Origin of the sequence: Methylobacterium guangdongense, assembly GCF_038442355.1 — a bacterium.
Taxonomy (GTDB): domain Bacteria; phylum Pseudomonadota; class Alphaproteobacteria; order Rhizobiales; family Beijerinckiaceae; genus Methylobacterium; species Methylobacterium guangdongense.
The window spans coordinates 45,934-58,843 of record NZ_JBBXMX010000011.1; the positions used below are offsets into that span (position 1 = coordinate 45,934).

Genomic DNA, 12,910 nt, shown 5'->3' on the forward strand with positions numbered 1-12,910 from the left:
GGGCAACGTCAGGACCGCCCGGGTTGCGGAGCGGGGCCGGATTGGACCCCACTCCGCACCGAAATCACATGCGGTGCATGCGGCGATGCATGCGGTGATGCATCATGCGCCGCTCCATCCGACGGTGCATGCGGTGGTGCATCATCCGGCGCTCCATCCGGCGGTGCATCATACGCCGCTCCATGGGCGTCACCCGGACCTGAGTCACGGCGTCGGGGGCCGCGACGGCGCCCGGCATGGCGGGGGCCGCGGAGGCGGGCTGCACGAGGGCGGCACCGCCCAGCGAGGCCAGCACGGCGAGGGCGAAGGTCAGTTTCCTCACGAGGAGACTCCAATTCTCTGATGGCCGGGTATGAGGCCCGGTTCATCCTCCCGGACGGGAGGTGCGGAGAGTCGTCTCGTGCCGCGGGCGGCACGGCGGGCCGTCGAGGGCCCGCCGCAACCAACTTCTGACTTAGAGATTTGTTTCCTCGAACGCCTTCACCCATTCGGCGCAGATGCCCGAGCGGACGATGTCATTTCGGGTAAACTCAACCACCGGTATCGGCATCATCCGGCTTTTGACCATATGCATGACGGTGCGCAGGCCCGAGGTCTCGCGCAGGTCTGTCTGCGAGACGTCGCCGTTGATGATGACCTGGCAATCGTCGCCGATCCGGGTCAGGAACATCTTGATCTCGTTGACCGTGGTGTTCTGCGCCTCGTCGAGGATCACGAGACAGTTCTTGAAGGTCCGCCCGCGCATCACCTCGAACGGGACGATCTCGATGTCGCCGGTCTTGAGGGCGATCTCGAAGGCGGCGGCGCCCATCCGCTCCTTCATGGCCTCGGTCAGCGGGGCGACCCAGGGGGCGATCTTCTCTTCCAGGGTTCCGGGGAAGAAGCCGAGCGAGCGGCCGGACGGCACGTTCGGGCGCGTGATGACGACTTTGGAAATGCGGCGCTGGCGGAGCTGGTCCGCGGCGCGGGTGCCGGCGATGAAGGTCTTGCCGGTGCCGGCGGGCCCCAGGACGATGACCTGCGGGGAGCGGGCGAGGGCGTCGAGATATTCGGCTTGGCGCTCGGTGAGGGGTTGTATCGGGGCGAGGTTGCGTTCTTCGTCGAAGCGTGTGCGGTGGATGCGGGACGTGCGGTCTTCAACCAGTTCAAGTCGTGCGCGGCGTCTCTTCATGGATGTACACTCCAACGGGACTAGCCAACCTGGATCTGTCTCTGAACTGCCGTTTACCTGCGTGCTCCCGGTTCTACGTCTTTCGCGGAACTAATACGGCCCCCTTCCCAAAGGTTCCGCAGCGCGCTCGTCCGCCTGTGGAGAGCGTCACGACATGAGGCGCGCGGCCGAATACGCAATGCAACTGCCGCACCAGCGTGATTCGTACCCAACGATTGCCCGCGGGGTGTGACCAGGGGGTGACGGTCGACTCGGCCGGTTCGAAAAAGGCGCCGTGCTGGCGCGGATGCATCAGGTTCGCATCGGGCTTGGGATGAGGGGAGACGCGGTAACGCGGCATCCGGCACGATCGCGATCCTCCCCGCCCGCAGGGGCGAAGCCGGCCGACCCTGCCGCCCTGAAACGTCCGGGCTTGGTCGGCGGGACGCGCCTCACCCGGCCTGGATGAAGCTGTCGAGGACCATTTTCCGGCCGGCCTTGTCGAAGTCAACGGTCAGCTTGTTGCCGTCCACGCCGGCGATCGTTCCGGGGCCGAACTTGGTGTGGAAGACCCGCTGGCCGGCCTCGAACGCCGAAGGCGCACCCGTGGATTTGGCGATCAGCTCGCCCTCGATCTGGCGCGGGCCGCCGCCCGCCCGTCCGCCGGGTGCGGAGCCGAAGCCGCGGCCGCCCTGGGGCGCCGTGTTGGCCTGCGCCCGCTGCCAGCCGGGCGTGCCGTAGCTCGACCCGAACGGCGTCGGGTTGCGGTCGAACCGCGAGGCGCCGGCGGAGAAATGCGCGGGGGCCTCGACCACGTCGACGGCCGATTCCGGCAATTCGTCGATGAACCGGGACGGGATGGTCGACGACCAGAGGCCGTGGATGCGCCGGTTCACCGCGAAGGACAGCTTCGCGCGCTTGCGCGCCCGGGTCAGGCCGACATGGGCGAGGCGCCGCTCCTCCTCCAGGCCGGCCCGGCCGCTCTCGTCGAGCGCCCGCTGGCTGGGGAACAGGCCGTCCTCCCATCCGGGGAGGAACACGGTATCGAACTCCAGGCCCTTGGCGGCGTGGAGCGTCATGAGCGAGACCTTCTCGGCGCCCTCGGTCTCGGACGCCTCCATGACCAGCGAGACGTGCTCCAGGAAGGCCGCCATGTCGGGGAATTCCTCCATGGAGCGGACGAATTCCTTCAGGTTCTCCAGGCGTCCGGCGGCATCGGCCGAACGGTCCTTCTGCCACATCTCGGTGTAGCCGGATTCCTCCAGGATGGTCTGCGCGACTTCGCTGTGCGGCTGCGATTCCACGAGGCGCGCCCACCGCGAAAAGCTCTCGGTGAGCGCCCACAGGGTAGAGCGGACCCGGGGCTTCAGCTCGTCGGTTTCGATCAGGCGCTCGGCGGCGATCCGCAGGGGCAGCCGATTGGCGCGGCCGTAGGTGTGGAGCTGCTGCAGCGTGGCGTCGCCGAGGCCGCGCTTCGGGGTGTTGGCGATCCGCTCGAAGGCGAGGTCGTCGCTGACATTCATGGTGGCGCGCAGATACGCCAGCGCGTCGCGGATCTCGGCTCGCTCGTAGAAGCGCGGGCCGCCGATCACCCGATAGGGCAGCCCGAGCTGGACGAACCGATCCTCGATCTCACGCATCTGGGCGGAGATCCGCACCAGCACGGCGATCTCCGACAGGGGATGCTGCTTGGACTGGAGGGACTCGATCGACTCGGCGAGCAGACGCGCTTCTTCCTCCGAATCCCAGGCGCCCGTGACGGTGACACGCTCGCCCGGCTCGTCGTCGGTGCGCAGGGTCTTGCCGAGCCGGCTCTCGTTCTTGGCGATCAGCCCGGAGGCCGCCGCCAGGATGTGGCCGGTGGAGCGGTAGTTGCGCTCCAGGCGCACCACCACCGCGCCCGGGAAATCGTGCTCGAACCGCAGGATGTTGTCGACCTCGGCGCCGCGCCAGCCGTAGATCGACTGGTCGTCGTCGCCCACGCAGGCGATGTTCTTTCGGGATTGCGCCAGCAGGCGCAGCCAGAGGTACTGAGCGACGTTGGTGTCCTGATACTCGTCCACCAGGATGTAGCGGAACCGGTCCTGGTAGTTGGCGAGCACGTCCGGGTTCTCGCGCCAGAGCTTGAGGCACAGCAGCAGAAGATCGCCGAAATCGACGGCGTTCAGCGTCGCCAGCCGGGCCTGATAGGCGGTGTAGAGCGTGCCGCCCTTGCCGAACGCGAAGGCCGAGGCTTCCCCCGGGGGCACCTGCTCGGGGCCGAGGCCGCGGTTCTTCCAGCCGTCGATCGCCGAGGCCAGCGCCCGGGCGGGCCAGCGCTTCTCGTCGACGTTCTGGTCGGCGATCACCTGCTTCATCAGCCGGAGCTGATCGTCGGTGCCGAGGATGGTAAAGTCGGATTTCAGCCCGACCAGCTCGGCATGGCGGCGCAGGATCTTGGTGCCGATGGCGTGGAAGGTGCCGAGCCAGGGCATGCCCTCGCCCGCCGGGCCGATCAGGGCGCCGATCCGGTGCTTCATCTCCCGGGCGGCCTTGTTGGTGAAGGTCACCGCCAGGATGTCGAAGGGCCGGGCGCGGTTCGTGGCGATCAGGTGGGCGATGCGGGTGGTGAGCACCCGGGTCTTGCCGGTGCCGGCCCCGGCCAGCACGAGGACCGGGCCCTCCGTGGTCTCGACCGCCCGGCGCTGCTCGGGGTTGAGGCCTTCGAGGTAGCCGGCGGCGTCGCGGCGGAGCGCGCCCATGGCGCGGGCGGCGATGGAGGAGGACGGAGCGCCGTCCCCGGCGGGCTGCGCATGCGGGCGGTTCTGCATCCCGCTTCCCTGGACCAAATCGCGAACGGCGTCGAGGTGGTTCGGGTCAGGATGCGACCGGTGGGTGTGGGGTGGGGGGCTGCGACGCTGCGCTCGGGCCGGCCGCCTCGGCACATTGAAAAGGAGCGATCACCCATATATCTTCTTTTTCCGCGGAAACTTTATGGAGGCGACTATGGGAGAAGCGGCGATCCTGCTCCGCTCTCCGCAGGCAGCATTCGTCTCCGGCACCGCCGTGAAGGCGGTCGATCGCGCGATCGACGAGCACGTGCTCCCTGAGGGCTTCTACGTACTCGATGGCGGCCGTCGGCTCACGCCCGGTGCCTGCGTGATGATCGCCTTCTACCACGGGGCGGCCGACACCTTCACACCGGGCCAGCGCAAGCACATCATCACGCATTTCGAGGGACGGCTGCGTCACATCGCGTTCGACCGCTGCAAGGTGATCGCAGGCGAAGATTGGAAGCTCGGCGAGCAGTACTGGAGCGTCGATCTTGCGCCGTTCATCGAGCGCACCGCTTGCAGCTACGAGCGGCTGCGCGAGGCCGAGGCCGCCGTGTCACGCAGCGAGGATGTGATGGGCGGCGCAGACGTGGTGCGCGGGACACGGGTGCCTGTTCACGACATCGCCGCCTCAGTGGCCGTCGGCGAGCCGATCGATCGCATCCGCGACGCCTATCCGTCGCTGACCGATCGCCAGATCCAGCTTGCGATCGTCTACGCGGCCGCCCACCCGCCGCGTGGCCGGCCGCGCGGCACCGCTTTGCCGGCCGGCACCGAGCACGTCGCGCGCAAGATCATGCAGCGTAAATCGGCCGGATGAAGTTTCTGGTCGACGAATGCCTGAGCCAGCGGTTGACGATGATGGCTCGGGACAGAGGATATGCTGAGTCCTCGCACGTCCACTGGCTCGGCCTCGGCGGAATCCAAGACTGGAATCTGATCCTCCGCGCCGTCGAGGAAGATTGGACGCTGGTGACCTAGAATGCCTATGACTTCCGCGGCGCAGCTGGTGCGCCCGGTAAGCCTGGGCTCCATGCCGCGCAGCCGATTCATGCTGGACTCGTCTGCCTGAACGGTCCGCCCGGCATGAATCTCATTCTGCAGGAGGAGCTATTCGATATCGCGCTCTGTGAGATCTCTGCTCTCGGCGACGATCTGGTCAATCACGTGCTCGAGGTAACAGCCGATGCAACGACGATCGCGGTAACGCGCTACCCGTTGCCCGTGACCTGATTCACCGGAATAGATTACATCTTCGTTCCCCAATCGACACGCTTGCTGAAGGGGACGAGCCGCCCACCCACAAACCTCACCGGGAAGCGCCCCCGACCGCGTAGATCCCCGCTGGCGCTCCCGGCCCCTGATCGTGCTATGGCCCTAGCGGTTTGCCCGCGGGGGCACGCGGGGGCTCCCGCGCGGAAATCGAGTGCGGAACGGGACCATTGCGTGATCTTCTGACCGCGCTGGCGGGCGCCGTCATCCTGGTTCTCGTGGCGGCGCTGGCCGTCCCGCCCTTCGTGGATTGGCAGGCCCATCGCTCCCTGGTCGACCGGGCGATCGCCCGGTCGCTCGGCGTCCCGGCCCGGACCGACGGACGGATCGAGGTCCGGCTGCTGCCCTCGCCGCGGCTGCGCGTCGACCGGCTGCATCTCGGGACCGATCCGGAGCGCCCGACCCTCGATGCCCGCTTCGTCAAGGCCGAGGTCGCGCTGGCGCCGCTCCTGAAGGGTGAGTTCCGCTTCACCGAGACCCGGGTCGGCCGGGCCGAGATCAAGCTCCCGCTCGCCGGACCCGACGCCGTGAAGCTGCCGGACGATCTCGGCGCCGCTCTGCGCGGGCGCGATTTCGCCATCGAGGCCCTGCACGTCCAGCAATTCCTCGTCACCACCCAGGTGCCGGCGACCGGTCGGACCGACCAATTCTACGCGCAGGATCTGACCCTGCAGGCGCCGGCGCTCATCGGGCCCTGGCGGGTGGAGGGCACGAGCGGCGGCGTCCCATTCCGGGCGGTCAGCGGCACGCCGGGGCCGGACGGGCGGCTCGCCGTGAAGATCTCCGGCGGCGGCGACGCCCATCCGCGGTTCGAGGCGGATGCGCGGTTCGGCCTCCTCCCGCAGGACAATGGCCAAGCCGTCCAGGTGGAATCCGAGGGCACGGCCCGCCTCGTGGTCGGTCCGCCGACCCAGGCCGCGGGGCCATACCTGCCGTTCTCCCTGAGCGCCGCGTTCAAGGCCCGGGGCGCGCAAGTGCGGTTCGAGGGGGTGGATCTCGCCCTCGATCCGGGCGGGCGCACCCTGCGGCTCGGCGGCACCGGCCGGCTCGACCTGCGCCAGTGGCGCGCCGGCCTGAGCCTGGAGGCCCGCCGCCTCGACCTCGACGCCTTCCTGGCCTCGACCGAGGGGCAGAACCTGATCGCCCGCGGGCTGCCCAGCTGGGGCGGCGCGCTGCCCGCGATGCTCGACCTCGACCTCGCGGTCGGCAGCGCCATGCTCGGGGGCGACGAGTGGTCGAATCTCGCGCTCACCGGGACCCTGGAGCGGGCCGGCGGCCTGCTGCTGCGCCGCTTCTCGGTCACCGGCCCGGCCGAGTCGACCCTGAGCGTGAGCGGTCAGATCGAGACGGCGCCGTTCCGCCTCACCGGCCCGGTGGCGCTCACCGCCCCCGATTCGGACGCGCTCGGCCGCTATCTGCGCCGCCTCGGTGTCGAGGGGCCGCTCACCGCGCTGCTCGACGGACGCCGGATCGAGGCCGCTGCCGACCTCTCGGCCGATGCCGCGAGCCTGTCCCTGAGGAACCTCCGCCTCGGCCTCGGCAACGCCCGGATCACCGGGAACGCCCGCTACACGGCCGCCGAGGCAGGCGCGCGGGGTCGGTTCGACGCCCAGATCCGGGCGAACGGCATCGACATCGCGGCCCTGCCGCCCGTCGGGACGACGCTCGGGACCCTGCGGGACCTCGACCTCGCCCTCACCCTGGAGGCCCGGGACGTTCGCTACGGGACCATCGGCTCCGGCAACGGCACCATCGCGGCCAGCATCCAGACCGACGGGGCCAGCGTCGTGGTCGACAGCCTCGCGGTGACCGACCTCGCGGGGGCCAGCGCCACCCTCTCGGGGCGGATCGGCGCGGACGGGACCGGGCGCGTCTCGGGGCGCCTGAAGGCCCCGGTGGCGGCGCCCTTGCTCGGCCTGCTCGAACGGGTCTGGGTCGGCGATCTGCGGCTGCTCCCGGCTTTCCTGCAGGACGCGCCCCTCGATCTCGCCGTCACCCTCGACCGGGAGGGGGGCGCCGCCGAGGCCCTGCGCACGCAGGCGAAGGGCAGCGCCGGCGGCGGGACCCTCGACCTGACGCTGACGAGCCAGGGGACGCGGATCGCGGGCGGCACCGCCACCTTGAGCACCGCCCGGGCCGGGACGTGGTTCGGGCGGACCGACCTCCCGGGCCTTCAGCAGCCCGCCGAGTTGCGCCTGAGCGCCGAGCGGCCGGACGGGTCTGCCCTCGCGGTCACCGCCAACGGGACGGTGGCGGGGTTGCGGGTCGCGACGACCCGGCCGATCCTGATCGGCGCCGATGGACTGCCGACCGGCGGCGCGATCCGGACCGACACGGCCGACCTCACCCCCTTCCTGACATTGGCCGGCGCCGCGCGCCTGCAGCCCGGTGCCTGGCCCGCCGACCTGACCGTTACGCTGTCCCAGGAAGCGGGCGCCGGCACCGCCGCGTTCACCGGGCAGATCGCCGGATCCACGATCAACGGCGCGCTGCTGCGCCCGCCCGGGGGCATCCCGCGCGGCCGCGTCAGCCTCGATCGGCTGTCGGTGCCGCAGCTGGCCGAGGCCCTCGTGCTCCCGGTGCAGGGGAACGGGCGGTTCGCGCCGCCGGCCCATCCCCCGGCCCTCACCCTCGACGCCCGCGTCGCCAAGCTCGATCTCGGGCGCGGCCTCACGGCGACGGATGCGGCCGTGGCGCTCGCCCTGTCGGATTCGAGCCTGACCCTGCGCGACCTGACGGCCAAGCTCGCCGGCGGGCGGATCGCGGGCTCGGCCGCGCTCACCCGGGCGGGCGCCGGCGCGGCGGTTTCGAGCTCCGGCCACCTGGAGGATGTGGCGATCGCCGGGCTCGGCGGCGGGCCGATCGGCGGGCGCCTGGATGCGGATCTGCGCGTCTCCACCGCGGCCGAGACGCTGTCGGGCCTCGGCGATGGACTCTCGGGCAGCGGCACGCTGACCCTCAAGGATCTGCGCATCCCGGCGGCCGATCCGGGGGCGGCGGGCCGCGCCCTGGCCCGGGCGGTGGAGATCGACGACCCCCTGCGCGAGGGGCGCCTCCAGTCCCTGGTCGCGGAGGAACTCGGCAGGGCGGCGGCCCAGGCGACCGGGCCCGCGCGCGCCGCCGCCACGATCGTGGGCGGGATCCTGCGGGCCGGCCCGTTCGACATCGATTTCGGACCTGCCCGCTGGGCTGGGACGATCGGCTACGACCTGCGCAACGCGCGCCTCGACGCCCGCGGGACGCTCACGGGCGGCCCGGTGCCCCGGGGTTGGAGCGCCGGCCCGCCGACGATCCAGCTCGGCCTCGCGGGGCCGCTCGCCGCCCCCGAGCAGGTGCTCGAGGTCGGTGCCTTGTCGAACGGGCTCGCCGCCTTCGTGCTTCAGCGCGAACTGGAGACGATCGAGCTGACCGAGGCCGACCAGGTCGAGCGCCAGCGCCGCCGGGCCCGGATCGAGATGGACAAGGTGCGGGCCGCGGCGGTGAAGGCGGCGGCCGACAAGGCCGCCGCGGATAAGGCCGCCGCGGAAAAAGCGGCTGCGGAGAAGGCCGCTGAGGAGGCGGCGCGCCGGGCTCGGATCCTGGGGGAGGGGATCGCCCAGCCGCCCGCACCCGCCGAGGTACAGCCCTGAACCGAGCGGTTCAGGCCTTCCCCACCGCCATCAGCGCGAAGGCGTAGATCAACGCCACCTCCTCCAGCCGGTCGAAGCGGCCGGCGGCGCCGCCGTGGCCGGCCTCCATGTTGATCCGCAGGAGCACCGGGCCGCCCCCCGTCATGGTGGCGCGCAGCCGGGCGACCCACTTGGCCGGCTCCCAGTAGGTCACCCGCGGGTCGGTGAGCCCGCCGAGCGCCAGGATCGCCGGGTAATCCTTGGCGGCGACGTTGTCGTAGGGGGAGTACGCCAGGATCGTCCGGAAGGCGGTCTCGCTCTCGGCCGGGTTGCCCCATTCGGGCCATTCCGGCGGGGTGAGCGGCAACTCGGCGTCGAGCATCGTGTTCAGAACGTCGACGAAGGGCACGTCGGCGACGATCCCCGCGAACAGATCGGGCGCCAGGTTGGCCACGGCCCCCATCAGCATCCCGCCCGCCGAGCCGCCATGGGCGACGATGCGCTTCTCGGCGGTGTAGCGGGCCGCGATCAGGGCGCGCGCGCAGGCGATGAAGTCCGTGAAGGTGTTGGGCTTCTTCTCGCGCTTCCCGTCGAGGTACCAGCGCCAGCCCTTCTCGGTGCCGCCGCGGATATGCGCGATGGCGTAGACGAAGCCGCGATCGACGAGGCTCAGCAGGTTGGTCCGGAACGCCGCCGGCATCAGCGTGCCGTAGGAGCCGTAGCCGTAGAGCAGGAGCGGCGCGCTGCCGTCGAGGACGAGGTCCCGCCGGTGCAGCAGCGAGATCGGCACCTGCTCGCCGTCCGGCGCGGTGGCGAACAGCCGCCGGGTCACGTAGGCGGCCGGATCGTGCCCGCTCGGCACCGCCTGCCGCTTGCGCAGGGATCGCGCCCGGCTGGCGCAGTCGTAATCCCAGGTCTCGGACGGGGTCGTCATCGACGAGTAGACGAACCGGATCGTCGCCGTGTCGAAGGCGAGGCCGCCGCGCAGGCCGAGGGAATAGGCCTCCTCCTCGAACGCCACGCTGTGCTCGCCGCCGGACTCGAGATCGCGCACGACGATCCGGGGCCGGGCGTTCTCGATCTCCAGCCGGATGAGATGGCCCGAGAGCAGGTGCAGGTGACGGATCATCACCCCGGACCGATGGGGCACGAGGTCGGTCCAGTTGGCGCGGCCCGGATCGTCGAGGGGGGCGGTGACGATCTTGAAATCCTCGGCCCCGTCCGCGTTGGTGCGGATGTAGAGCCGGTCGCCCCGGTGCTCCACGCCGTAGATCAGGAGCGGCGTGCGCGGCTCGACGAGGCGCAGGGCGGCCCCCTCCGCGTGCCGGTCGAGCAGGCGGACCTCGGAGGTCTCGTGGTCGCTCGCCGTGACGTCGAGGAAGGCGCCGGACTGGGTCTTGCCGATATGTACGAAGTAGCCGGCATCCGGCTCGGTATAGACCGTCTCGTCCGCGCTCTGGGGGGCGCCGAGGCGGTGGCGCATGACCTTGGCGGGGCGGTGGTTGGCGTCCACCGCCACGTACCAGAAGCTCTCCCCGTCCGCCGCCCAGACCGCCTCGCCGGAGGTGGCCTCGACCCGGTCGTCGCGGTCGAGGCCGGTGGCGATGTCGCGCACCCGGATCGTGTAGAGTTCCGATCCCTTGGTGTCGGCGCTCCAGGCGAGCCGCGTATGGTCGTCGGAATGGACGGCCGCGGCGATCTCGAAGAACGGCAGGCCCTCGCCCTCGCGGTCGCCGTCGATCAGGATCGTTTCGTCGGGGTCCGCGCCTGATTCGGGCACGTCGGGGGAGGTCGCCGGGCGCCGGCAGATCAGCGGGTGCTGCCCGCCCTCGCGATGGCGGGTGTAGTAGGCGAACGGACCGTCGGGCTCCGGGACGCCGCTCTCGTCCTCCTGGATGCGGCCGCGCATCTCGCCGACCAGCTGCCTGCGCAGATCCGCGGTGCCGGCGAGCGCCGCCTCGGCGAAGGCGTTCTCGGCCTTCAGGTAGGCGGCGATATCCTCGGGCAGGGCCGTGGGGTCCTTGAGGACCGTCTGCCAGTTCTCGGCCTTCAGCCAGGCGTAGGGGTCGGTGATCTCCTGCCCGTGGACGCTGAAGTGCCGGGGCCGGGCCTCGGCCCGGGGTGGCTCCATCGGCGCACCGGCCTGCTGAACCGGGAAGCCTCGGCCGATTTCCGTCATCGTGTCTCCCGTCGGATCGCGCCGTCTGCGGGGCAGGGCGTGCTGGTCACGGGATGTGTCCCGGCGTGCGGCGGGATGCAAGACGGTGCTGCGCGGGGCTGGCGGCCGACTGGCGCCCCCTGCGGGACCCCATTCCAGCCTTGGACGTTTAACCAGCGCCGCGGCGCATCCGCGCGGGCGGCGCCGGTCCAGGTCCGAGGTGCCGTCATGGTCGCAGCCCCCGATTCCCAGCCCGACTCGCCGGGCGACCCGTCCCCGCCCGATCTGGAGCAGGTCAACGACATCCTTGCGGACTGGGCGGCCCGCTCGGCCTCAGGCAGTGCGGCGTTGATCGATCGGTTCGAGGCGATGGGCTACGAGGTCCGCGGCAAATCCGAGGACGAGATCGCGGACGTGCTGCATCGGCCACCGACCCGGGCTGCGACGCAATAGCTGGGGATAGTAGGTAAAAATACCTTGATCTTCTGATATTTCCTGGCAGGCTGATTCCGTGCGTACGAGGCATACCGCATCAGGAACAAAACATGAACATAAAACACGGAACGGCGTCCCTCGGCGTCAGCCCGTCGAAGCGGGCCCGGGCGCGGAAGGCCGATCTGCCGCCGGAGGCGACACGCCTGCTCGGCCGGCTCGGCGAGCCCGGCGCCTATGCCCGGCCCGACCCCTTCGCCGAGGATTCGCTCATCGTCCGGCGCGGCGGAGACGGGATCTCGGTGGGGAGCGGACGTTTCGCGGCGGCATCCGGCCGGGCCCTCGCGGCGGCCGATCTGGCGACGTGGGACGAGTCCGGCGTCCGGCTGACGATCAGCACGGCCGGGCGGTCGCGCCTGCGCCGGCAGGCGGCCGGGGGCGAGGCCGCCTTCGCCGCGCAGCATCGCGAGCTGACCGTGGAGCGGGGGGAGGGGGGATCGGAGCCGATCCTGCGCAACGCCGCCGAGAACCCGCTCGCCTGGATGGTGCGCCGCCGCGGCCGGGACGGGGTCCCGCTGATCGACGCGGCGTCCTTCGAAGCGGGCGAGCGGCTGCGGCGGGACATGACGACCGCCGCGCTGCTGCCCCGGATGGGGGGCGAGTTCGGAGCCACGCGGGTCGATGGCGGTGGCCCGCGCGACCCGGCCTCGGCGGCGGACCACGTGATCGCGGCCCGGCAGCGGGTGCGCGGCGCCCTCGACGCGGTCGGCAGTGACCTGTCCGGCCTTCTGATCGACCTGTGCGGCTTCCTGAAGGGCCTGGAGCGGATCGAGGTCGAGCGGCGCTGGCCGGCGCGCTCCGCCAAGGTCGTGGCGCGCATCGCCCTCGGGCGGCTCGCCGAGCATTACGGCCTGGAGCGGGAGGCGACCGGGCCGGAGCAGGCGCGGCTGCGCCTGTGGCGGGGGTGAGGGCCGCCGCGCCCTATGCCTCGGCGGCGAGCCGGGTCGCGTCCCGGTGGATGCGCTCGGCCATCGCGCGCACGCCGTTCGACCGCTTCGACGTCACGTGGGAGCCGAAGCGGAGCTGCCGGAACAGGTCCAGCCCGTCGGTCTCGGCGGCCTCGCGCGGGGTCTTGCCCGTGTAGAGCGCCACCATCAGCGCCACGAAGCCGCGGACGATGAACGAATCGCTGAACCCCTGCAGCCTGAGGCGGCGCTCCGCGCCCGAGCCTTCGGCAGCCGTGTCGATCCAGACCTGGCTCTCGCAGCCATGGACCCGGTTGGCCTCGTTGCGCAGGGGCTCGGGCAACGGCGGCAGGGCGCGGCCGAGCTCGATCAGATATTCGAGCCGCATATCGTCGTCTTCGACGATCTCGAAATTCTCGATGATGGTTTCGATCGGGGGCAGCATGCGGGTCCGGATCCGGAGGACGTCCGCGCCGCTATAGGCCGGTCCGGCGGTCGTGGCGACGGGGCCC

The 12,910-nt window shown here is 71.1% G+C and carries 11 protein-coding genes; 6 read left to right on the forward strand and 5 right to left on the reverse strand.

The window, feature by feature from the left end; all coding sequences use genetic code 11:
• Positions 1 to 64: 64 nt before the first annotated feature.
• The 3 genes from AAHG09_RS20025 to AAHG09_RS20035 form a co-directional block, all read right to left on the reverse strand.
• Positions 65 to 322 carry a hypothetical protein gene (locus AAHG09_RS20025; RefSeq protein WP_342109246.1) on the reverse strand — a complete coding sequence of 86 codons (258 nt, stop codon included), beginning with the start codon at positions 320 to 322 and terminating at the stop codon, positions 65 to 67.
• 132 nt (positions 323 to 454) lie between these two features.
• Complete coding sequence (locus AAHG09_RS20030; protein ID WP_342109247.1) at positions 455 to 1,171, reverse strand: PhoH family protein; 717 nt, start codon at positions 1,169 to 1,171, stop codon at positions 455 to 457.
• A 431-nt stretch (positions 1,172 to 1,602) separates the two neighbouring features.
• Positions 1,603 to 3,960, reverse strand: coding sequence for an ATP-dependent helicase (locus tag AAHG09_RS20035; RefSeq protein ID WP_342109248.1), 2,358 nt, complete (start codon positions 3,958 to 3,960; stop codon positions 1,603 to 1,605).
• 175 nt (positions 3,961 to 4,135) lie between these two features.
• Between AAHG09_RS20035 and AAHG09_RS20040 the strand changes: the two genes are divergently transcribed.
• The 4 genes from AAHG09_RS20040 to AAHG09_RS20055 all read left to right on the forward strand — a co-directional run bounded on the left by AAHG09_RS20040 (position 4,136) and on the right by AAHG09_RS20055 (position 8,864).
• Positions 4,136 to 4,783: a DUF433 domain-containing protein gene (locus AAHG09_RS20040; RefSeq protein ID WP_342109249.1), complete on the forward strand. Its 648-nt coding sequence runs from the start codon at positions 4,136 to 4,138 to the stop codon at positions 4,781 to 4,783.
• The gene (locus AAHG09_RS20045; RefSeq protein ID WP_342109250.1) at positions 4,780 to 4,944 is read left to right on the forward strand and encodes a DUF5615 family PIN-like protein; all 165 of its coding nucleotides are present in this window, start codon (positions 4,780 to 4,782) and stop codon (positions 4,942 to 4,944) included. The genes AAHG09_RS20040 and AAHG09_RS20045 overlap by 4 nt, the downstream gene beginning before the upstream one ends.
• A 105-nt stretch (positions 4,945 to 5,049) precedes the next feature.
• Entirely contained in the window at positions 5,050 to 5,196 is a 147-nt protein-coding gene (locus AAHG09_RS20050; RefSeq protein ID WP_342109251.1) for a hypothetical protein, read from the forward strand.
• A gap of 209 nt (positions 5,197 to 5,405) precedes the next feature.
• Positions 5,406 to 8,864: an AsmA family protein gene (locus AAHG09_RS20055; RefSeq protein WP_342109252.1), complete on the forward strand. Its 3,459-nt coding sequence runs from the start codon at positions 5,406 to 5,408 to the stop codon at positions 8,862 to 8,864.
• 10 nt (positions 8,865 to 8,874) lie between these two features.
• Here the strand turns inward: AAHG09_RS20055 and AAHG09_RS20060 are convergent, their stop codons facing one another.
• Positions 8,875 to 11,022, reverse strand: a complete 2,148-nt coding sequence (locus tag AAHG09_RS20060; RefSeq protein WP_342109253.1) for a S9 family peptidase — start codon at positions 11,020 to 11,022, stop codon at positions 8,875 to 8,877.
• Positions 11,023 to 11,229: 207 nt separating this feature from the next.
• Between AAHG09_RS20060 and AAHG09_RS20065 the strand changes: the two genes are divergently transcribed.
• The gene (locus AAHG09_RS20065; RefSeq protein ID WP_342109254.1) at positions 11,230 to 11,454 is read left to right on the forward strand and encodes a hypothetical protein; all 225 of its coding nucleotides are present in this window, start codon (positions 11,230 to 11,232) and stop codon (positions 11,452 to 11,454) included.
• Positions 11,455 to 11,546: 92 nt separating this feature from the next.
• Positions 11,547 to 12,401 carry a DUF6456 domain-containing protein gene (locus tag AAHG09_RS20070; protein ID WP_342109256.1) on the forward strand — a complete coding sequence of 285 codons (855 nt, stop codon included), beginning with the start codon at positions 11,547 to 11,549 and terminating at the stop codon, positions 12,399 to 12,401.
• 13 nt (positions 12,402 to 12,414) lie between these two features.
• Here AAHG09_RS20070 and AAHG09_RS20075 read toward each other — a convergent pair whose 3' ends face one another.
• Entirely contained in the window at positions 12,415 to 12,843 is a 429-nt protein-coding gene (locus AAHG09_RS20075) for a SufE family protein (protein ID WP_342109257.1), read from the reverse strand.
• Positions 12,844 to 12,910 lie beyond the last annotated feature (67 nt).

Excerpts from the sequence above, each read along its gene's own strand:
- AAHG09_RS20045 (WP_342109250.1), top strand. The coding sequence starts at position 4,780 with ATGAAGTTTCTGGTCGACGAATGCCTGAGCCAGCGGTTGACGATGATG.
- AAHG09_RS20070 (WP_342109256.1), top strand. The coding sequence starts at position 11,547 with ATGAACATAAAACACGGAACGGCGTCCCTCGGCGTCAGCCCGTCGAAG.
- AAHG09_RS20065 (WP_342109254.1), top strand. The coding sequence starts at position 11,230 with ATGGTCGCAGCCCCCGATTCCCAGCCCGACTCGCCGGGCGACCCGTCC.
- AAHG09_RS20050 (WP_342109251.1), top strand. The coding sequence starts at position 5,050 with ATGAATCTCATTCTGCAGGAGGAGCTATTCGATATCGCGCTCTGTGAG.
- AAHG09_RS20040 (WP_342109249.1), top strand. The coding sequence starts at position 4,136 with ATGGGAGAAGCGGCGATCCTGCTCCGCTCTCCGCAGGCAGCATTCGTC.
- AAHG09_RS20030 (WP_342109247.1), bottom strand. The coding sequence starts at position 1,171 with ATGAAGAGACGCCGCGCACGACTTGAACTGGTTGAAGACCGCACGTCC.
- AAHG09_RS20075 (WP_342109257.1), bottom strand. The coding sequence starts at position 12,843 with ATGCTGCCCCCGATCGAAACCATCATCGAGAATTTCGAGATCGTCGAA.
- AAHG09_RS20060 (WP_342109253.1), bottom strand. The coding sequence starts at position 11,022 with ATGACGGAAATCGGCCGAGGCTTCCCGGTTCAGCAGGCCGGTGCGCCG.
- AAHG09_RS20035 (WP_342109248.1), bottom strand. The coding sequence starts at position 3,960 with ATGCAGAACCGCCCGCATGCGCAGCCCGCCGGGGACGGCGCTCCGTCC.